The following is a 19855-nucleotide window of genomic DNA, read 5'->3' on the forward strand; positions in this document are numbered from 1 at the left end:
GGATTCAGATTTTTAGAGGAAGGTACATCCTGTGGTGCGAGGCCGCGACAAGCGCGAGTACGGAGCTGATCTGTCAGCCGGATCAGGACCAGTTTCCCGTCACGCGGAAGATGCCGCGGTGGGCGCCGCCCGCCACCTTGGGCCAGAGCGCGGGATGCCGGTATGGCTGAAAGTAGCCACCGCGCTCGTCACCGTTGTGGTGGTAGGCGGCCTGGCTTTCGCCGGCTACTGGTACTTCCGCCTGCAGTCAAACATCTCCAAAGCACCGCTCACCGCAGGGGACGGCACCGCCCAGCCTGTCAGCGACTCCAACGACCGGATGCAAATCCTGATCCTCGGCTCTGACACCAGGGACGGCAAGAACTCCGAATACGGCACGGCCGAGGACTCCAGCGGGTATGGACAATCCGACGTGATGATGCTGATGGACATTTCCGCCGACAACAAGCGCGTCAATGTCATCAGTTTCCCCCGTGACCTGCTGGTGGACATTCCCCAGTGCAAGGACCAGAAGACGAACCAGGTCTACCCGGCCCGCAGCGGAGTCATGATTAATGAGGCCATGGCCCAAGCGGGCATAGGCTGTGCCGTTGACACCGTCAACAAGCTCACCGGGCTCGAAGTCGACCACTTCATGATGGCGGACTTCAACGCCGTCAAGGAACTCTCCAACACCGTGGGCGGTGTTGAAGTCTGTATTAGTGACGCCGTCTACGATCCGGATTCACGCCTCCGGCTCCCAAAGGGCACATCCTCTGTGGAAGGCGAAATGGCCCTCGCCTTCCTGCGCACCCGGCATGCTTTCGCCGACGGCGGGGACCTCGGGCGCATCAAGGCGCAGCAGGGCTTCCTCTCCTCCCTGACGCGCAAGATCAAAGACGAAGGCACCCTGTCCGATCCTTCCAAGATGCTTCGCATCGCTGACGTGGTCACGCAGAACCTGACCGTGGACGAGGGACTGGCATCTGTGCCGTCACTGCTCACCATCGGGAACCGGCTCAAGGACATTGACATCAGCAAGGTCGCCTTCGTGGCCGTACCTACTACCGCCGCGCGGCTGGACGTGAACCGGTTGGAGATCGCTGAGCCGGCAGGCGCCCAGTTGTTCTCGGCCCTCCGCAAGGACGTGGACCTCACCGATCCCACGGCGCCCACCACGCCGTCGCCATCACCCACTGACACGGCAACCGCTCCGCCCACTGCGGCACCGACAGAAACGACGACGCCGCTGCCGCCCTACGACAAAACACTCCAGCCCGTGACGGTGGCAAACGGCACCGGCGTTCCCGGGCGCGCGCAGGAGATTGTCCAGGCGCTGGTCTCAGGCGGCTTCACCCAGACCGGACAACTCGAAGCCCAGGCAGTGGCACAGTCTGTGGTGTACTACGGACCTGGCTTCGAGGACGTGGCCACGGACGTGGCTGCGCTGCTTGGGATTCCTGCTGGACAGATCCTGCCCGCCCCGGCCCTGGTGGGTGTGGAGGTTTACCTTGGAACCGACTTCACCAGCGGCGCCACGTACGGGGCCGTTGCCCTGCCTGAGGACATCGTGAACCAGACTGCTGGCGACGCCGTCTGCCAGCAGGCCAATCCGGAACTCATCGTCTCCGGCTGACGGACGCTTCAAAAACAAGCAAAGGCGGGCCGCACTGACGTGCAGGCCCGCCTTTGCTCAGGGGTGGTTACCAGATACTGACGCGGTCCTTGGGCGGCATCCACATGCCGTCCGCTTCGGTCACGCCAAAGGCATCATGGAAGGCATCCAGGTTCTTGGCGATGGCATTGGTCCGGAACTCGTTGGGGGAGTGGGGATCGGTGGCCAGCCTCCGGATGGCCTCCTCCGACCTGATGACTTGCCGCCACCCGGCAGCCCATGAGGCGAAGAAGCGCTGCTGTCCGGTCAGCCCGTCCAGGACTTCCGGTTCCTTGCCGTCAAGGCTGATGAGGTAGGCCTTGTAGGCGATGGTCAAACCGCCGAGGTCGCCGATGTTTTCGCCAAGCGTCAGCCTGCCATTAACGTTGTGGCCGGGCGCGGCATATGGGGACAACGCATCGTACTGGGCTACGAGCTTGGCCGTTAGCTCCTCAAACGCCTTTCGGTCCTCCTCTGTCCACCAGTTGCGCAGCGCGCCGCCGCCGTCGAACTGGGATCCCTGATCGTCAAAACCGTGGCCGATCTCGTGGCCGATGACAGCCCCGATGCCACCGTAATTGACGGCGTCATCGGCGTCCGCGGTAAAGAACGGCGGCTGGAGAATGGCTGCCGGGAAGACGATCTCGTTCAGCATCGGGTGGTAGTAGGCATTGACCGTCTGTGGGGTCATCAGCCACTTGTTCAGGTCCACGGGCTTGCCTACCTCATCGAGATGGCGGTCGACGTCGGCATTGTGGGCCCGCTCAATGTTCCCCAACAGATCCTTCGGATCGATCTCCACCGCAGAGTAGTCAATCCACTTGTCCGGGTAGCCTATCTTCGCGCGGAACGCGGCGAGCTTCCGCAGCGCTTCGGCTTTGGTGTCCTCGCCCATCCAGTCAAGGCCTGTGATGCTTTGCCGGTAGGCCTCGATGAGGTTGGCCACCAGGGTCTGCATCCGTGCCTTGTGCGTCTCAGGGAAGTGCCGGGAGACATAGATCTGGCCTACGGCTTCACCGAGGGCTGCCTCGACGACGCCGACACCCCGCTTCCAGCGGTCCTTGTTCCGTGGCGTGCCGCTGATGGTGGTTCCGTAGAACGCGAAGTTGGCATCCACGAAGGCTTGGGAAAGATAGGGTGCGGCCGCACCGATAACCCGCATCGCGAGCCATTCCTGCCACACCGCGAGGGGCTCCGACTCGATCAGTCCGCTGGCCCCGGTAAAGAAGTCCGGTGTGCTGACAACAATTTCCTGCCGTTTGTCGGCATCGATTCCGGCGGCGTCGAACCAGGTCCCCAGCAGGGGGAACAGTCCGGCGGCCTCCTCTGCGGTCTTCAGGTTGTACGTCTTCTGCGGGTCGCGAAGGGTGACGTTGTCCCAGTGGTGCGAAGCCAGCCGGGTTTCCAGCGCTACCACCCGGGCGGCGGCGTCCCCGGGGTTGTCGATGCCTGCAAGGGTGAACATCGTGCGGACGTGCTCACTGTATGCCGAGACCATCGGAGCGAACTTCTCTTCGCGGTAGTAGGACTCATCCGGCAATCCGAGGCCGCCTTGGCCGGTGTACAGCAGGATTCGGTCCGGGTTCCCGGCATCCGGGGCGGGGTAGATGTAGAAAAGCCCTGAGACATCGGCGCGAAACAGCCTGCCGGCCAGTGCCACGAGATCCGCCGCCGTGCTGGTGGCGAACACTTGGGCCAGCCGGTCGCGGATAGGTTCCATGCCCTTTGCCTCCACCGTTGCTTCGTCCATGAAGCTGTTGTAGAGGTCCCCGACCTTCCGTTCAATGCCGCTGGCTGTTTCGCCCTTGCCGGCGGCTTCCTCAATGATGTCGCGGACTGCGATCTCTGCTCCGTCCCGCAGGGCAGTGAATGTTCCTTCCAGTGGGCGGTCATCAGGAATTTCGGTGGACTTGAGCCAGGACCCGTTCACGTGCTGGTACAGGTCATCCTGCGGCCGGACGCTGTGGTCAAAGTTGGACAGATCGATCCCCGAGATGGGCACGTAAGCTCCTTCGTGCGACGGTCCGTGCCGGTGCCGGCACTGGCGCAGCGTCTGCATGCTGGACGATAAGGACGGTGGTGCACTCTCATCTTACGCACGCGTGCTACCCTCAAAAGGTGCGCGCAGAACTCCTTCTTCTTATCTGCCGCGGCGAGGCCTCAGACGCGATCTAGCGCAAGGCCCACCCTCGTCGCGGAGTTTGTGTTGCCCGGCCACCTTTCAGATAAGAACCATAGAAAAGGCCCCGATAGTAATGCGAAACGCACAGAAGCCCTCTGGAATGCCCGCCCACCGGTACCGCCCGTTCCACGAACAAATCACGGTTGAACTGCCGGACCGCACGTGGCCGGACAAAATCATCACCAAGGCACCGCGCTGGTGCGCAGTGGACCTGCGCGACGGCAACCAGGCCCTGATTGACCCGATGAGCCCCGCCCGCAAAATGAAGATGTTCGACCTGCTGGTCCGCATGGGCTACAAGGAGATCGAGGTCGGGTTCCCGTCAGCGTCCCAGACCGACTTTGACTTCGTCCGCCAGCTCATCGAGGGCAACCACATCCCCGACGACGTCACGATCCAGGTCCTGACCCAGGCCCGTGAACACCTGATCGAGCGGACGTACGAGTCCCTGGTAGGCGCCAAGCAGGCCATCGTCCACCTCTACAACTCCACGTCCGTCCTGCAGCGCCGCGTGGTGTTCAACCAGGACGAAGACGGAATCCTGGACATCGCACTCCAGGGCGCCCGGTTGTGCAAGAAGTACGAGGAAACGCTCGTCGATACGCACGTGACGTACGAATACTCCCCGGAATCGTTCACCGGCACGGAACTGGAGTATGCGGTCCGCGTGTGCAACGCCGTCGCCGATGTTTTTGAAGCTTCCGCAGACAGCCAGGTCATCATTAACCTGCCGGCCACGGTCGAAATGGCCACTCCTAACATCTACGCCGATTCCATCGAATGGATGAGCCGGCACCTGCACCCACGCGAGGGCATCATCCTGTCCCTGCACCCGCACAACGACCGCGGCACCGGCGTCGCTGCCGCTGAGCTGGGCTACATGGCCGGTGCTGACAGGATTGAAGGCTGCCTCTTCGGCAACGGCGAACGGACCGGCAACGTCGACCTGGTGACGCTGGGGCTGAACCTCTTCGTCCAGGGCATTGACCCGATGATCGACTTCTCGGACATCGACGACGTCCGGCGCACCGTGGAGTACTGCAACCAGCTGCCCGTGGCCGAACGTTCCCCGTACGGCGGGGACCTGGTCTTCACCGCGTTCTCAGGCTCGCACCAGGACGCCATCAAGAAGGGCTTCGAAGCGCTGGAGCGGGACGCTGCCGCCGCAGGCAAGGACGTAGCCGACTTCACGTGGCAGGTCCCGTACCTGCCGGTGGATCCCAAGGACCTGGGCCGCAGCTACGAAGCCGTCATCAGGGTCAACTCCCAGTCCGGCAAAGGCGGCGTGGCCTACCTGCTCAAGAACGAGCACAGCCTGGACCTGCCGCGCCGCGCCCAGATCGAATTCTCCGGAGTGATCCAGAAGCGCACCGACACCGTGGGGGGCGAGGTCAGCGGAGCCCAGCTGTGGCAGGTCTTCCAGGACGAATACTTGCCTGCGAGTGAATCCGAAGGGCAGTGGGGGCGCTATTCCCTTGGCACTGTCCGCACCGAAACTGACGAGAACGGCGGCATGACGCTGCACGCGTCCCTCGGCATCGACGGCAGCCAGGTCAGCCGGACCGGGACCGGCAACGGCCCCATCGCCGCACTGCTGGACATCCTCGGCCAGGATGGCGTGGACGTCAGGGTCCTCGACTACAGCGAGCACGCCTTGTCCGAAGGCGGCAGCGCCATGGCCGCAGCCTACGTCGAGTGTGCAGTGGGGGAGCGGGTCCTGTGGGGAATCGGCATCGATGCCAACACCAGCATGTCCTCTCTCAAGGCAGTCATCTCCGCCGTCAACCGCGCCATCAGGGACGCCCGCGCCTGACCCGGAACGCGTTGCGCGCCGGCACCCGGCGCGCAACGCCTGCCCGTCCCAATGGGCGGCATTTCGCCAGACAATGGGAAGATTAAGCGTGGTCCAACAATCCTTCGCTGCCCGGTCCTACCGGGATGACGCCGTGGTGCTCCGCACCCACAAGCTGGGCGAGGCCGACCGCATCATCACGCTGCTGACCAAACACCACGGGCAGATCCGGGCCGTCGCCAAAGGTGTGCGACGGACCAGCAGCCGTTTCGGCGCCAGACTTGAACCGTTCATGGTGGCCGACCTCCAGCTCGTGTCCGGGAAAACGCTGGACATCGTCACCCAGGCCGTCGCCAAGGGCGCCTACGGCGGAAGTATCGCAGCGGACTATGGCCGCTACACGGTGGCCGCGGCCATGACGGAAACCGCCGAAAAGCTTACCGACGTCGACGGCGAAGCGGGGACGGCCCAGTACAACCTGCTCGTAGGGGCGCTGGCATCGCTGAGCCGGGATGAACACTCCGCCGGGCTGATTCTGGATTCCTACCTTCTGCGGGCTCTAGCCACCGGCGGCTGGGCTCCCAGCTTTACGGATTGTGCCCGCTGCGGCGCCCCTGGACCGCACACGGCGTTTTCGGCCCCCGTAGGCGGGATGGTGTGCGGCAACTGCCGCCCGCCCGGCTCTCCCGCGCCGGCAGCGGAAACCGTTGTACTGCTGGGTGCCCTGCTGACAGGGGATTGGCCGACGGCGGATGGATCGCTGCCCGCTCATCGACGGGAAGCTGCCGGACTGGTAGCGGCCTACCTGCAATGGCACTTGGAACGTGTCGTGAAATCACTCAAACATGTGGAGCGTAGCTGACTGTGGCCTTGGGAAGAAAGAACAGCCCGTCCCGAAAGCGGACTACCCCCGTGGTAGCACCGTACCCGCACCCCTCAGGTGCGGTGGCGCCGTCGATCCCTGCCGAATTCATTCCCCGGCACGTGGCTATCGTGATGGACGGCAACGGCCGCTGGGCCAACCAGCGCGGACTGCCCCGGATTGAGGGGCACAAAGCGGGGGAGCCAGCGTTGCTGGATGTCATGGCAGGTGCCATCGAACTCGGCATCGAGTATGTGAGTGTCTACGCCTTCTCCACCGAGAACTGGCGCCGCTCGCCCGAAGAGGTCCGGTTCCTGATGGGTTTTAACAAGGATGTGCTACGACGCCAGCGGAACCAGTTGGACGCCTGGGGCGTGCGGGTCCGCTGGTCGGGACGCCGGCCCAGGCTGTGGGGTTCGGTCATTCGAGAGCTGGAAGAGGCGGAGGAATACACCGCCGGCAACAGCACGTGCACGTTGAACATGTGTGTTAATTACGGCGGACGCGCCGAGATCACCGATGCCGTATCGGCGATTGCCGCCGAGGTGGCGGCGGGACGGCTCAAGCCTGGCGCCATCACCGAGAAGACGATCCAGAAGTATCTCGACGAACCGGACCTGCCGGACGTGGACTTGTTCCTGCGGAGTTCGGGGGAGCAGCGGTTGTCCAACTTCCTGCTGTGGCAGTCTGCGTACGCCGAGTTTGTCTTTATGGACACGCTGTGGCCTGATGTGGACCGGCGGACCCTCTGGGACGCCGTCGAAATCTACGCCCAGCGGGACCGGCGCTACGGTGGTGCGGTGGATGCCGCGTCGCCGGGCAGCGCTGCAAAGGGTCAGCCCGGGTAGGAATCCCGAGCGGTGTCATTGGAGCTTGCCCCGGCGTAACCGCGCAACCATCGCTCCAGCCGGGCGTACGCATCGGCGCGGACCCGGGCCGGCGAGAGGAAGACATCGTGCAGGGCGCCGTCGATCCGTTCCACCGTTACTGTGCGCCCCAACGTCAATGCCCGCAGGGCAATGATGTTAACGTCGAGGACGGCGTCTGTGCGCCGCATTTCTTCCGTCCAGAAGGGCCCATTCGCGCTTCCTCCCGAAAGGAGGACAAGGATGGGGATCTCAATGCCCAGGCCCCGCGCCACCCTCGCGTGCCCGGCAAGGACGGCGCTTAGCCAACCGGCACGCAACGGGAATGCCATCGGCGGCCGGTACCGGTCGTCCAGGGCCCACTCGCCTTCAGCCGAACTGCTGATCGTGCGCCAGTAGAAGCCCCGTTCGGGAAGGCGCAATATGGCCTCGGGCCGGAAGCGGGCCATGGGTCCAACCATGGTGGAGGCGGCACGGCGGACCAACGAATTGCCATGCATTTCCAGCCATGGGCTGTTGAGGATCAGATGCGAGGCGGCCCCAGGGTGGTCGCTCACCCACAGCGCGGCAACCAGTCCGCCGGTGGAATGCCCCATCATGGTGAGCTCCGGCTCCGGCCCATCGCCGCTGATGATGCCGATTGCCTTGCTGATCTCCGCGTCGTAGTCCGCGAGGTTTGCCACATAGCCGCCGGGGGCATCCGGGCGCAGGCTCCGGCCATGGTTGTGCATGTCCAGGGCAAAGAATTCGTAGCCTCGCTCTGTCCAGAACCGGGCGAGGTCCACATTGAAAAAGTAGTCACTCCAGCCGTGCAGGAAGAGCACTGCCCGACGGCGGCTGGAAGCCTTTGCGATCGGTGCACCAGCCGGGCGGTGCCTCACGAGCGTCGCGGTGCGCGCCACACCGTCATCACCGGCCGCCTCGAAGCTGCACGCTTCAAAGTCGTCACCAAGGATATCCGGGTGCCAGATCATGGAATTATGCTAGTCCCGCGTCCCTACTCATGAGTAGCCGCTTGCGCCGGCACCCAGCCGCCGCGTATTGGCCGGTATGGCGGTTCCGGTTTGGTCTGTGCCGTCGCAGACGGAAAACTAGAGGCATGCGCGTATATCCCACATTCTTCAAGCTGGCCTTTTCATGGATGGACGCCGAACGCGCCCACAAGATCGGATTCAAAGGCATCCGGCTTGCGCATTCCTCCGGTGCCGGCAGGATCCTGCAGAAGTTCACTGCACCGTCGCCGTCGCTGCAGACCACGGCCTTCGGGATTACCTTCCCCTCGCCGTTTGGCCTCGCGGCGGGCTTTGACAAGGAAGGCCACGGAATAGAGGCGCTCACCGAACTGGGCTTTGGGCATGTGGAAGTAGGAACCATCACCGGCCAGGCGCAGCCGGGCAATCCGAAGCCCCGCCTTTTCAGGTTGGTCCAGGACCGGGCGGTCATCAACAGAATGGGCTTCAATAACGACGGCGCTGCCACCGTTGAGCCACGGCTGAAGACTGCGCGTGCCGCGCTTCAGCGCAGGCACCCCGGCGTCCGTCCCGTCATCGGCGTAAATATCGGCAAGAGCAAGGTCGTTGAACTCGAGGACGCCGTCGCGGACTATCTGGTCAGTGCCCGGAGCCTCGCGCCCGCTGCCGACTACTTGGTAGTCAACGTCAGTTCGCCCAATACCCCGGGGCTGCGGCTGCTGCAGGACGTTGACAGCCTTCGCCCGCTGCTGACAGCGGTGGGGGAGGAAGCTGACAGGGCTGCAGGCCGGCACGTTCCCTTGCTGGTCAAAATTGCGCCTGACCTCAGCGACGAAGATATCGACGACGTCGCACGCCTGGCGCTTGACCTTGGACTGGACGGCATCATTGCCACTAACACCACCATCGGACGCTCCGGGCTTAGCTCGCCGCCCGAGAGTGTTGAAAAATGCGGTGCCGGTGGCCTGTCCGGCGCCCCACTTAAGCAGCGTTCGCTCGAAGTGCTTCGCCGGCTGAGGGAAGCCACGGGAGGTGCCCTCACACTGGTGGCCGTTGGCGGCGTTGAGAATGCCCAGGATGTCCAGGACCGCCTGGATGCCGGTGCCACCCTCGTCCAGGGCTACACAGCCTTCCTTTATGAAGGGCCCTTCTGGGCGGCGCGGATCAACCGGCAGCTCGCGAAGAACCGCCGGGCCTGAGGCTCCGCAGAGACAAAAAACCCCGGCGGTATCACCGCCGGGGTTTTCCGTAGCTCAGGGCCGACGCGTGTGCACAGGCCGGAAAGTTCAGGAGGGGTATTCGCCGCGCTTGACGAGCGGCTTGGGCAAACGCAGTTTGCGGAATTGCAGCGACCGCATGGAGCCGTACCAGACAACGCCCCGCTCCACCTCGCCGAATTTCGCGGCCAGCCGCTTACGGAGCTTGCGGGACAGGACAAAGACGTCCACGAAAACGGCCAGGAACATCACCCAGAAACCGCCCAGGACGTAAATCATCTGATCACTGGTGGACGGCACCAGCAGCGAAATGATGACAAAAACCAGTGCGCCGAACATCAAGTACTCGCCCAGGCTGAAGCGGGCATCGACGTAGTCGCGGGCGAAGCGCTTCTGCGGGCCCTTGTCCCGCAGCGGCAGGAACCTTTCGTCACCGGTGTCCAGTGCCTGCCTCATCTTCAGCCGCTGGTCCTGGATTGCCTGGCGTTCAGCCGCCTTGGAGGCCTTGCGGTCCTCCGGCACCAGCGGGCGTTTGCGGGCTGCTTCCTGCGCTTTGCGCTTGGGAGTGGGCACACCTTTGCCTGCCGCGGCGTCCTGCCGGGCGGCTGCTTCCGCGGCCTGCTGGTCTATGATTTCCTGCGCCGAGGGCGCTTCCTTTTTACGTCCGAACACCCCAACAGAATACCCTGCGGCGGGGTGCCTCCGGCCCCGTGACGGCGGGGGTCCGGCGTCACGCGCGGGCAGTCCCATATCTTTGTGCCCGCCGTCGCCGAAAGTGCGTAACAGCTTCGGGTTGTGGTGTGGCCCACGCCTTGCCCGGCGCAGGTAGGGTTTTGCCATGACTTCTCCCACAGCGGCGACCCCGCACAACTCCGGCAGTCCTGCAGGCACCATCCACGCCGAGGAACTCCGCCGTTTTATAGACCAGGCGTTTGGGGCCACCGTGGCCCAACTTAAGGAACTGGTGTCCATTCCCGGCATCGCCTGGCCAAGTTTCGACCCCGAACCCCTGGACCGCAGCGCCCAGGCCGTGGCGGATCTGTTGACGCGGTCGGGCGTGGAAGACGTCCGGATCCTCCGGTGCGACAAGGAAGACGGGACTCCGGGCGGGCCCGCTGTCGTCGCCCGCCGCGAGGCCTCGAACGGCAAGCCGACCATCCTCCTGTACGCCCACCATGACGTTCAGCCACCTGGAGATCCGGCGTTGTGGGAGACGGAGCCGTTTGCCGCGGTCGAAAAGGACGGCAGGCTCTATGGCCGCGGCGCTGCCGACGACAAAGCGGGAATCATGGCGCACGTGGCAGCCTACTCGGCCGTCTCTAAAGTCCTCGCGGACGATCTTGGCCTGGGCGTGACGTTCTTTTTCGAGGGCGAAGAGGAGGCGGGATCACCGACCTTCCGGTCCTTCCTCGAAGCCCACCGGGAACTGCTTCGCGCCGACGTGATCGTGGTGGCTGACTCAAGCAACTGGAAAGTGGGCGTTCCTGCCCTGACCACCAGCCTGCGCGGACTGGTGGACGGCACCATCGAAGTCCAGGTGCTGGAGCACGCAGTGCACTCGGGGATGTTCGGCGGCCCCGTCCTGGACGCTCCTACGCTGCTGGCACGCCTCATTGCCACCTTCCACGATGAAGAGGGCAACGTGGCCATCGACGGCCTGGTGTCCCGTGACGACGTGGCCGTGGACCTCACAGAAGCCGAATACCGGGCGGACGCCTCGGTGCTGGAGGGTGTCCAATTGGCGGGTTCCGGCAGCATCGCCTCGCGGCTGTGGACCAAGCCTGCGCTGTCCATCATCGGATTTGATGCCCCTGCCGTGGAAATGGCATCGAATACGCTGTTGCCGCGAGCAAGGGCTAAGTTCAGCCTCCGGATCGCGCCGGGGCAGGTTCCCGCCGACGCGATGGACGCCGTGCGTCGGCACGTCGAGGCCAACGTGCCGTTTGGCGCGAAGGTCGCGTTTACGCCGGGGGAGAGCGGTAGTTCGTTCCTGACTGACACGTCCTCCAAAGCAGCCTCCCTGGCACTCTGGGCACTGCGCGAAGCCTGGGGTGTGCCTGCCGTGGAAATGGGAATCGGTGGTTCCATTCCCTTCATCGCAGACCTGACCGAGCTGTACCCAGACGTGCAGATCCTCGTCACCGGCGTGGAGGACCCGGATTCCAGGGCGCACAGCGCCAACGAATCCCTCCACCTGGAGGATTTCCGGAATGCCATCGTGGCGGAGGCGCTGCTGCTTGCCCGCCTGAATGCCGACGGGCTGGACTGAACTTTCGACGGCGGCCGCGGAGTCCACTGCCGCCGTCGGGGGGTGCGAGCCACGCCCCGGGAACAACAATCAGCCTCCCATGGTTACGTCAGGAGTTAGAGCTATACGTCTGACCGACGTAGCATGTAGCTATAGCCCATACCGTTTCCGTAGGGGCAGGCACCGCTGATGCGGGGCCGCCGAGGACCGTCCTAAGAAGGTAGGCCAATGAGCACCGCAACCAATGAGAACAGCACCGAAACCACCAGCGCTGCCAGCGATGAACTGGCCGCCCACGAGGTCAAGCTGACTGACGTCGCCGCAGGCAAGGTACGCAGCCTCCTCGAACAGGAGGGCCGGACCGATCTCCGCCTCCGCGTCGCTGTCCAGCCGGGCGGCTGCTCGGGACTCATTTACCAGCTTTACTTTGACGAGCGCCTGCTCGATGGCGACGCCGTCCGCGACTACGACGGCGTTGAAGTCGTCGTCGACAAGATGAGCGTGCCCTACCTCAGCGGCGCCAGCATTGACTTTGAGGACACCATTTCGAAGCAGGGCTTCACCATCGACAACCCCAACGCCGGCGGCTCCTGCGCCTGCGGGGATTCGTTCCACTGACCCGGACTTTTCGCCCGATGGCGGCACCTCGTGCGGCCGTGCCCGAAACGGCACGGCCGCACTGTGCCGACATGTGGGCGAAACGCCCGGCGGAGCGGTAAGCTCTACACCGAGTAGTAAAACTTTTAGTGTGCCCGGGCAGCCAACGTTGCCGGGTAACAGCAACAAGTAGGAAGGGCCGTCTGTGAGTTCGCAGAACCGAACCGGCAGCCGACGCAAAACGATCACTTCGATCTCAGGCTTGGCACTTGCCGGCGCGTTGGTTTTGACTGGATGTTCGCCAGAGGTAGAGAAGGGGTGGCTGCCCACCGAGCGTGGCACCACCAATCACACTGACCGGATCATGGACCTCTGGGTCAACTCATGGATCGCCGCACTTGTTGTAGGCATCATTACTTGGGGTTTGATCGTCTGGTGCCTGGTTGCCTACCGCCGCCGCAAGGGGACCAAGGGCTTCCCGAAGCAGATCAGCTTCAACCTGCCGCTTGAGGTCTTCTACCTGACCATCCCGCTGTTCATGGTCTTGGTGTTCTTCTACTTCACCGACCGCGACCAGCAGGCCATCGATGACCGCTCACAGCCCGCCGACGTCGTTGTGGACGTCCGCGGCAAGCAGTGGGCCTGGGACTTCAACTACAAGGCCGGCGACGTCGTCGAAGACGACGTCTATGAGGCCGGGGTGCAGGCACACCTCACCGGCGACACCATCGATAAAGAGAAGCTCCCCACGCTGTACCTGCCCGTTGGCAAGTCCGTGGACCTGGAACTGAACTCCCGCGATGTCATCCACTCGTTCTGGGTTCCCGCCTTCCTGCAGAAGCGCGACATGATCCCGGGCAAGACCAACTACATCAGGTTCACCCCCACCAAAGAGGGCACGTACGACGGCAAGTGCGCCGAACTCTGTGGCGAGTACCACTCCGAAATGCTGTTCCGCGTGAAGGTAGTATCCGAGGCCGAATTCGCGGCCCACATGGATGAACTGCGCGATGCTGGCAACACGGGTCTCCTCGGCGAAGAGTACGACCGCAACCCGAACCTGAACGAAATTAAGTAAGGGGAGCGACGTGGCTACATACACTCAATCCGCACCCACCGGAGTGCTCACCGCTCCCGTGGTTCCTAAATCCAAGGGACGCATCGTCGTCAACTGGATCACCTCTACAGACCACAAGACCATCGGGTACATGTACCTGATCGCCTCTTTCGTGTTCTTCTGCCTCGGCGGCGTCATGGCCCTGCTGATCCGCGCCGAGCTGTTCGAGCCCGGCATGCAGATCCTGCAGACCAAGGAGCAGTACAACCAGCTGTTCACGATGCACGGCACCGTGATGCTGCTGATGTTCGCCACCCCGCTGTTCGCCGGCTTCGCCAACGTCATCATGCCCCTGCAGATCGGTGCACCTGACGTCGCGTTCCCGCGGCTGAACGCACTGGCTTTCTGGTTCTTCCTGTTCGGCTCCACTATCGCCGTCTCGGGCTTCATCACCCCGCAGGGTGCTGCATCCTTCGGCTGGTTCGCCTACGCACCACTGTCGAACACCACGTTCAGCCCGGGTATCGGCGGTGACCTCTGGGTCTTCGGTTTGGCGCTGTCCGGTTTCGGCACCATCCTCGGTGCGGTCAACTTCATCACCACCATCATCTGCATGCGCGCCCCGGGCATGACGATGTGGCGGATGCCGATCTTCACCTGGAACACGCTGGTCACGGCCATCCTGGTTCTCATGGCCTTCCCGCCGCTCGCCGCGGCTCTGTTCGCCCTCGGTGCGGACCGCCGGTTCGGCGCCCACATCTTCGATCCTGAGAACGGCGGCGCCGTCCTGTGGCAGCACCTCTTCTGGTTCTTCGGCCACCCCGAGGTGTACATCATCGCCCTGCCGTTCTTCGGCATCGTCTCCGAGATTTTCCCGGTCTTCAGCCGGAAACCGATCTTCGGCTACAAGGGCCTGGTCTACGCTACGATCGCCATCGCCGCCCTGTCCGTGACTGTGTGGGCGCACCACATGTACGTGACCGGTTCGGTGCTCCTGCCGTTCTTCGCCTTCATGACCATGCTGATCGCGGTGCCCACCGGAGTGAAGTTCTTCAACTGGATCGGCACCATGTGGCGGGGGTCTATCACGTTCGAAACCCCGATGCTGTGGAGCATTGGCTTCCTGATCACCTTCCTTTTCGGTGGCCTGACCGGCATCATCCTGGCCTCGCCGCCGTTGGACTTCCACGTCTCTGATTCCTACTTCGTGGTGGCGCACTTCCACTACGTCGTCTTCGGCACCGTGGTGTTCGCGATGTTCGCCGGCTTCTACTTCTGGTGGCCCAAGTGGACTGGCAAGATGCTCAACGAGCGGCTCGGCAAGATCCACTTCTGGCTCCTGTTCCTCGGCTTCCACGGAACCTTCCTGATCCAGCACTGGCTCGGCGTCGAGGGCATGCCCCGTCGTTACGCTGACTACCTCGTGGAGGACAACTTCACCTGGATGAACCAGTTCTCCACCATCTCCTCCTTCGTCCTGGGCGCCTCGCTGATTCCGTTCTTCTGGAACGTCTACATCACCTGGCGCAGCTCGGAGCGTGTTGAGGTGGATGACCCGTGGGGCTTCGGAGCTTCGCTGGAGTGGGCTACCTCGTGCCCGCCGCCGCGCCACAACTTCACGTCCTTGCCGCGGATCCGCTCGGAACGTCCCGCATTGGACCTGCACCACCCCGAGCTGGCGCAAATCCACACCGTCGAGTCCCCGTCTGCGGCTGCAGCGGTGCTCGGTAACGCCGACCAGAAGGACACTGCCAAGTGAAGATCGAATCATGGATTTTTGGAGCCGGAGTCTTCTTCTTCGTGCCGGTCTCCCTGGTTTACGGTTTCCTGACCAACTGGCATGAATGGGTCGGCACGCTGGGCATCCTGCTGGTGGGCGGGCTCGCCGGAATGATCGGCGGCTACCTGGGCTTCACCGGCAAGCGGATCGGCATGCGTCCTGAGGACCGCAACGACGCCGAGATCCACGAGGGTGCCGGCGAGCAGGGGCACTTCAGCCCCTGGAGCTGGTGGCCCCTGGTACTCGGCCTTGCCTGCGCGGGCGGGTTCCTTGGCTTGGCCATTGGTTTCTGGATTACGTACGTCGCGGCCGGACTTGCTCTGGTAGCGCTCGTTGGCTGGGTCTACGAGTACAGCCGCGGAGACCACGCACACTAGGTCCTCCCCGACTCGCAGCAAAGGCTCAATAACGACGGCGGGCCCCACCTTTTAAGGTGGGGCCCGCCGTCGTTATGCGTTAAGTCGTTGGGGGAGGGGCGGCGCCACTGAGCCGCCAGGAGCGCCGCGCTGCCTCGGCGCGGGCTGCACGGCCCTTACTGAGCCCCCTGCGACTCTAAGAGTTCCACGAGGGCCTGGAGGGCTGCGTCGGCGGCGAGAAGGCCATGAGAGGCGTCCACAGCCGATTCATTGATGCTCAGCTCAACCTCGCAGCCGTGGTGGAAGTCCGCGGTCATTACTTCCAGCAGCGAGCGGGCGTCAACGCTTTCGATACCGGCCTTGCGGATGGTGACGGGCAGTCCCGTATCCGTTACTGCCCGGACGAACACTGCGGCGGGACGGGCGTGCAGCCCGATCGATGCCGAAACCACTGCCTTGTGAACTGGCAACGCAACTCCTTTTCCCTGACGGCCCCCTCCGTCTGACGACAAATTTCCTGTCCAATATAGCCGTCCGCATGCGGCTGCGCCCAAACCGAAGCATAGAGGATCGCCGCTGGTCTAGACCTGCCGGCGTTTGACTTAAGATTGAGGGGTGAAGAGACAAGCAGGGAACCTGCATCATGGCTGCTAGCGCGGCCGCCGTTGCCGGTGAAATTGATCGCAGCAGTGGGACCGCAATCTACGTCCAACTCCGTGAAATTCTCAGGCAGTACATAGCGGACTCCTGTCCGCCCGGATCTGCGCTGCCGTCGGAACGGGATCTTGCGGAGCGCTTCGGGCTGGCACGGATGACTGTACGCCAGGCCATCGATGCCCTGGTGGGTGAAGAAGTCATCGAACGCGTGGTCGGACTTGGCACCTTTGTGCGGAAGCCCAAGCTCGACCTGCAGGTGAAGCTGACCTCCTACAGCGAGGAGATGCAGCGTCGCGGGATGGTTCCCGCGGCCAAGGTCCTCAGTTTCGAACAGATTGGCGCCAGCGCCTTCCTGGCCCGCGAACTCCAGCTCGATGAGGGCACGCCCCTCGTCCGGTTCCGCCGGCTCCTGCTTGCCGACGGTGAGCCCATGAGCGTAGACGAAAACTTCATCCCGGCCCACCGCGTTCCCGGGTTGCTGGACGGCGAACCGCCAACGTCGCTGTACAACGTCCTCAGTGAACAGTTTGGTCTGGTGATGGAGTGGGGGGAGGACATGATCGAAGCTACCGCCGCATCACCGTCTACCGCACGCCTCCTCAACGTCGATGTCGGTGCACCGCTGCTCAAGATCCAGCGCCATGCCTTCGTTGCCCGTTCCATGGTGGACTATTCGGTGTCCTACTACAGGGCAGACCGTTACAAGCTTTGGGTACCGTTGCAGCGCCCGGGGGCCAGGCCTGCCAGGCATCACGGCTCCGGTTACCGCAACACCTAGTCGCGGCGGCCCGAACGAAACAGGGATCTACGACAAAGGCCCGGTCCAAACGGACCGGGCCTTTCTCGTTGACACCGAAGGTGTCCCTTAGTGGCTGAGGCTCTTGCTTTCCTCGGCAGCTTCCACTGCAGGGCGGGCATGGTGGCCGTGGGCGGCCTCCAGCTCTGCGGGGGTGGCCGGGGCTACCCGGTCCTCGAAGAACCACCTGGACAGGAACGCACGCTGCTTTTCCTTGCGGGTGACGATGCCGTGGTCGTTGGGGACTGCAGGCAGCGGCACCGGCGACTCGAAGCCGACCAGCTTGTAGCGCTTGTATTCATCGAGGGGAGCGTGCACCTCAATGAACTCACCGTGCGGGAGGCGCACGATGCGGCCGGTTTCGCGGCCGTGGAGTGCAATTTCGCGGTCCTTGCGCTGAAGGGCCAGTGCAACGCGCTTTGCAACAATGAACGCGATGATGGGGCCGATGAAGAACAGCGCGCGGAGCCAGTAGGTGACATCGTTCAGCGACACATGGAAGTGCGTGGCGATGAGGTCCGAACCTGCCGCTGCCCACATCACGCAGTACCAAACGAAGCCTGCCACGCCAATGGCGGTGCGGGTGGGGGCGTTTCGCGGACGGTCCAGTACGTGGTGTTCGCGGTTGTCCTTGGTGATCCAGCTTTCGATCCACGGGTACATGAACATCACTGTGAACAGGATGCCAGCCGGCACCAGGGCCGGCAGCAGGACGTTCAGCGTCAGCGTGTAGCCGAAGATGACGTACTCGAAGTGGAAATCGCCGATCACGCCGGGCATCAGTCGCAGTGCGCCGTCAACGAAGCCGATGTACCAGTCGGGCTGGGTACCCGCGGACACCGGTGAGGGGTCGTACGGGCCGTAGTTCCAGATCGGGTTGATCGTGAAGAAGGCCGCCATGAGGGCGACGACGCCGAAGACGATGAAGAAGAAGCCACCGGCCTTCGCCGCGTAGACAGGACCCAGGGGGTAACCGACGACGTTGCCGTCGTTGCGGCCCGGACCGGGGTACTGGGTGTGCTTGTGCACAACCACCATAAAGAGGTGCAGCACGATCATCAGCAGGATGAGGGCAGGCACCAGCAGGATGTGCAGCATGTAGAGGCGGCCGATCACGGCAGTGCCGGGGAACTCGCCGCCGAAGAGGAAGAACGACGTGTACGTACCGATCACCGGGATGGACTTGATGACGCCGTCGATGATGCGCAGGCCGTTGCCGGAGAGCAGGTCATCGGGGAGGGAGTAGCCCGTGAAGCCGGCTGCCATGGCCAGGATCAGCAGGACGCCGCCGACAACCCAGTTCATTTCACGGGGTTTGCGGAAAGCACCGGTGAAGAAGACACGCAGCATGTGGACTGCGATGGACGCCACGAAGAGCAGGGCTGCCCAGTGGTGGACCTGGCGCATGAACAAGCCGCCGCGAACATCAAAGGAGATGTCCAGCGATGAGCTGTACGCTACGGACATTTCGACGTTCTGCAGCGGAATGTACGAGCCGTCGTAGTGCGTTTCCGCCATGGACGGATCGAAGAAGAACGTCAGGAACGTGCCCGACAGCAAGAGGATGACGAAGGAATACAGCGCCACCTCGCCGAACATAAACGACCAGTGGTCGGGGAAGACCTTGCGTCCGAATTCCCGCAGGATTCCAGAGCCTCCCACACGTGCATCCACGAAATCGGTGATGCGTCCGGCTTTAGTCGTGGCGACGAAGGCGGGGGCTTTAGCTGTTGATGATGCGCTCATGCTCATCACGCTCCCAGTAACTCGGTCCAACAGGTTCTTTGAAGTCGCTGGTAGCGACCAGGTAGCCCTCGTCATCAACTGCGATCGGCAGCTGGGGGAGTGGCCGGCTGGCGGGGCCAAAGATCACTTTGCACTCATTCGTGAGGTCAAAGGTGGACTGGTGGCACGGGCACAGCAGGTGGTGCGTCTGCTGCTCGTAGAGAGCAACGGGGCAGCCAACGTGGGTGCAGATCTTGGAATACGCAACGATTCCGTTGTAGCCCCAGTCTTCGCGGCCCGGTGACGGGTTCAGCGACGCGGGGTCGAGGCGCATGAGGAGCACAACGGCCTTGGCCTTTTCGTTGAGCTTTCCCTCATGGAGCTCGTTGAGCCCTTCCGGAATAACGTGGAAGGCCGAGCCAAGGGTGACATCGGAAGCCTTGATTGGGGTGCCGTCAGGATCGCGGGTAAGGCGCTTGAGTTTGCCTTCCACGGGTGCCCACATGGTGTGCGACAGCACCTTATCCGGGCGCGGGCCCAGGTCGCCGAAGATGGCCAGGGCGGGCAGCGGTGCCAGTGCGACAGCTCCCAGGAGGGTGTTGCGGATCAGCGGGCGGCGCTTGATGCCCGTCTCGTCAACGATGTCGTCGACGATGCGGACTGCGGCCTGGCGGTCGTCCTCTGTGCGGATCGCGTGGCGTTCCTCGGAGACTTCGTGGTCAGGCATCAGGGCCTTCGCCCAGTGCACGATGCCCGTACCGATGCCAAGCATGGCGAAGGCGGTGCCCACGCCGAGCAGGGCGTTCTGTAGCCGGATGGTGGCGATATCGGCGCCTTCACCCAGGTCGATGGCGAAATATGCCACCAGGAAGATCAGTGTGCCGACAACGGAGGTGCCAAAAAGTAGCGCGACCTGCCGTTCTGCACGCTTGGCGGCCTTCGGGTCCGTGTCAGCCAGGCGCAAACGGTGCGGAGGAAGCCCAGGATCCTGGAACTTCTCCACCTCATTCTGACCAGCCGTAGCTACGGTGCCCGAGTGGTTCGGACTGCCGTCACTATGGTTGCCCATAATTCGCCTCATCCTTCTCTCGTCCCGGCTTATGCCGAGTTAGTTTT

Annotated in this window: 17 protein-coding genes; 11 read left to right on the plus strand and 6 right to left on the minus strand. The window is 63.4% G+C overall.

All coding sequences use genetic code 11. The annotated features are described in order from the left end of the window. The first annotated feature begins 154 nt into the window (after window positions 1–154). Window positions 155–1615 carry an LCP family protein gene (locus tag ACLKOZ_RS07125; protein WP_436474261.1) on the plus strand — a complete coding sequence of 487 codons (1461 nt, stop codon included), beginning with the start codon at window positions 155–157 and terminating at the stop codon, window positions 1613–1615. Window positions 1616–1682: 67 nt separating this feature from the next. On the opposite strand, the gene ACLKOZ_RS07130 is transcribed toward ACLKOZ_RS07125, so the two are convergent. Next, window positions 1683–3635: a M13 family metallopeptidase gene (locus tag ACLKOZ_RS07130; protein ID WP_436473894.1), complete on the minus strand. Its 1953-nt coding sequence runs from the start codon at window positions 3633–3635 to the stop codon at window positions 1683–1685. A gap of 253 nt (window positions 3636–3888) precedes the next feature. On the opposite strand from ACLKOZ_RS07130, the gene leuA reads away from it, so the two are divergent. The 3 genes from leuA (at window position 3889) to ACLKOZ_RS07145 (ending at window position 7317) form a co-directional block, all read left to right on the plus strand. Beyond that, on the plus strand, window positions 3889–5628 hold the full coding sequence (gene leuA, locus ACLKOZ_RS07135) for a 2-isopropylmalate synthase (protein ID WP_436473896.1): 1740 nt from the start codon (window positions 3889–3891) through the stop codon (window positions 5626–5628). Window positions 5629–5716: 88 nt separating this feature from the next. Then, window positions 5717–6469 carry a DNA repair protein RecO gene (gene recO / locus ACLKOZ_RS07140; protein ID WP_436473898.1) on the plus strand — a complete coding sequence of 251 codons (753 nt, stop codon included), beginning with the start codon at window positions 5717–5719 and terminating at the stop codon, window positions 6467–6469. A gap of 2 nt (window positions 6470–6471) precedes the next feature. Next, window positions 6472–7317: an isoprenyl transferase gene (locus ACLKOZ_RS07145; RefSeq protein WP_337351187.1), complete on the plus strand. Its 846-nt coding sequence runs from the start codon at window positions 6472–6474 to the stop codon at window positions 7315–7317. Here ACLKOZ_RS07145 and ACLKOZ_RS07150 read toward each other — a convergent pair. Beyond that, on the minus strand, window positions 7305–8309 hold the full coding sequence (locus tag ACLKOZ_RS07150) for an alpha/beta hydrolase (RefSeq protein ID WP_436473900.1): 1005 nt from the start codon (window positions 8307–8309) through the stop codon (window positions 7305–7307). The genes ACLKOZ_RS07145 and ACLKOZ_RS07150 overlap by 13 nt on opposite strands. Window positions 8310–8434: 125 nt before the next feature. On the opposite strand from ACLKOZ_RS07150, the gene ACLKOZ_RS07155 reads away from it, so the two are divergent. Next, a complete protein-coding gene (locus ACLKOZ_RS07155) occupies window positions 8435–9505 on the plus strand; it encodes a quinone-dependent dihydroorotate dehydrogenase (protein WP_436473902.1) in 1071 nt (356 codons plus the stop codon). A gap of 87 nt (window positions 9506–9592) precedes the next feature. Here ACLKOZ_RS07155 and ACLKOZ_RS07160 read toward each other — a convergent pair whose 3' ends face one another. Next, on the minus strand, window positions 9593–10195 hold the full coding sequence (locus ACLKOZ_RS07160; RefSeq protein WP_436473904.1) for a DUF3043 domain-containing protein: 603 nt from the start codon (window positions 10193–10195) through the stop codon (window positions 9593–9595). 166 nt (window positions 10196–10361) lie between these two features. On the opposite strand from ACLKOZ_RS07160, the gene ACLKOZ_RS07165 reads away from it, so the two are divergent. The 5 genes from ACLKOZ_RS07165 (at window position 10362) to ACLKOZ_RS07185 (ending at window position 15582) form a co-directional block, all read left to right on the plus strand. Then, window positions 10362–11792: a dipeptidase gene (locus ACLKOZ_RS07165; RefSeq protein ID WP_436473905.1), complete on the plus strand. Its 1431-nt coding sequence runs from the start codon at window positions 10362–10364 to the stop codon at window positions 11790–11792. 207 nt (window positions 11793–11999) lie between these two features. After that, the gene (locus ACLKOZ_RS07170) at window positions 12000–12389 is read left to right on the plus strand and encodes a HesB/IscA family protein (RefSeq protein ID WP_066291471.1); all 390 of its coding nucleotides are present in this window, start codon (window positions 12000–12002) and stop codon (window positions 12387–12389) included. 184 nt (window positions 12390–12573) lie between these two features. Further along, entirely contained in the window at window positions 12574–13446 is an 873-nt protein-coding gene (gene ctaC / locus ACLKOZ_RS07175) for an aa3-type cytochrome oxidase subunit II (RefSeq protein ID WP_436473907.1), read from the plus strand. A 10-nt stretch (window positions 13447–13456) separates the two neighbouring features. After that, window positions 13457–15184, plus strand: a complete 1728-nt coding sequence (gene ctaD, locus ACLKOZ_RS07180; RefSeq protein ID WP_337351191.1) for an aa3-type cytochrome oxidase subunit I — start codon at window positions 13457–13459, stop codon at window positions 15182–15184. Then, window positions 15181–15582 (plus strand): cytochrome c oxidase subunit 4, encoded by a 402-nt coding sequence (locus ACLKOZ_RS07185; RefSeq protein WP_436473909.1) that lies wholly within the window; start codon window positions 15181–15183, stop codon window positions 15580–15582. The genes ctaD and ACLKOZ_RS07185 overlap by 4 nt, the downstream gene beginning before the upstream one ends. Before the next feature lie 155 nt (window positions 15583–15737). Here ACLKOZ_RS07185 and ACLKOZ_RS07190 read toward each other — a convergent pair whose 3' ends face one another. Continuing rightward, window positions 15738–16031 carry an HPr family phosphocarrier protein gene (locus ACLKOZ_RS07190; RefSeq protein WP_337348232.1) on the minus strand — a complete coding sequence of 98 codons (294 nt, stop codon included), beginning with the start codon at window positions 16029–16031 and terminating at the stop codon, window positions 15738–15740. A gap of 173 nt (window positions 16032–16204) precedes the next feature. Between ACLKOZ_RS07190 and ACLKOZ_RS07195 the strand changes: the two genes are divergently transcribed. Further along, window positions 16205–16996 (plus strand): GntR family transcriptional regulator, encoded by a 792-nt coding sequence (locus ACLKOZ_RS07195; protein ID WP_376048694.1) that lies wholly within the window; start codon window positions 16205–16207, stop codon window positions 16994–16996. An 87-nt stretch (window positions 16997–17083) separates the two neighbouring features. On the opposite strand, the gene qcrB is transcribed toward ACLKOZ_RS07195, so the two are convergent. Next, the gene (qcrB, locus tag ACLKOZ_RS07200; RefSeq protein WP_436473912.1) at window positions 17084–18760 is read right to left on the minus strand and encodes a cytochrome bc1 complex cytochrome b subunit; all 1677 of its coding nucleotides are present in this window, start codon (window positions 18758–18760) and stop codon (window positions 17084–17086) included. Next, on the minus strand, window positions 18738–19808 hold the full coding sequence (gene qcrA / locus ACLKOZ_RS07205; RefSeq protein ID WP_436473914.1) for a cytochrome bc1 complex Rieske iron-sulfur subunit: 1071 nt from the start codon (window positions 19806–19808) through the stop codon (window positions 18738–18740). Before qcrA ends, qcrB begins: the two co-directional genes overlap by 23 nt. Window positions 19809–19855 lie beyond the last annotated feature (47 nt).

Origin of the sequence: Arthrobacter sp. R4 (assembly GCF_051365025.1) — a bacterium.
Classification (GTDB): Bacteria; Actinomycetota; Actinomycetes; order Actinomycetales; family Micrococcaceae; genus Arthrobacter.

Coding starts and splice junctions, on each gene's coding strand:
- ACLKOZ_RS07170 (WP_066291471.1), top strand. CDS start 12,000: ATGAGCACCGCAACCAATGAGAACAGCACCGAAACCACCAGCGCTGCC.
- ACLKOZ_RS07155 (WP_436473902.1), top strand. CDS start 8,435: ATGCGCGTATATCCCACATTCTTCAAGCTGGCCTTTTCATGGATGGAC.
- ACLKOZ_RS07125 (WP_436474261.1), top strand. CDS start 155: ATGCCGGTATGGCTGAAAGTAGCCACCGCGCTCGTCACCGTTGTGGTG.
- qcrB (WP_436473912.1), bottom strand. CDS start 18,760: ATGAGCGCATCATCAACAGCTAAAGCCCCCGCCTTCGTCGCCACGACT.
- qcrA (WP_436473914.1), bottom strand. CDS start 19,808: ATGGGCAACCATAGTGACGGCAGTCCGAACCACTCGGGCACCGTAGCT.
- ACLKOZ_RS07165 (WP_436473905.1), top strand. CDS start 10,362: ATGACTTCTCCCACAGCGGCGACCCCGCACAACTCCGGCAGTCCTGCA.
- ACLKOZ_RS07150 (WP_436473900.1), bottom strand. CDS start 8,309: ATGATCTGGCACCCGGATATCCTTGGTGACGACTTTGAAGCGTGCAGC.
- leuA (WP_436473896.1), top strand. CDS start 3,889: ATGCGAAACGCACAGAAGCCCTCTGGAATGCCCGCCCACCGGTACCGC.
- ACLKOZ_RS07195 (WP_376048694.1), top strand. CDS start 16,205: ATGGCTGCTAGCGCGGCCGCCGTTGCCGGTGAAATTGATCGCAGCAGT.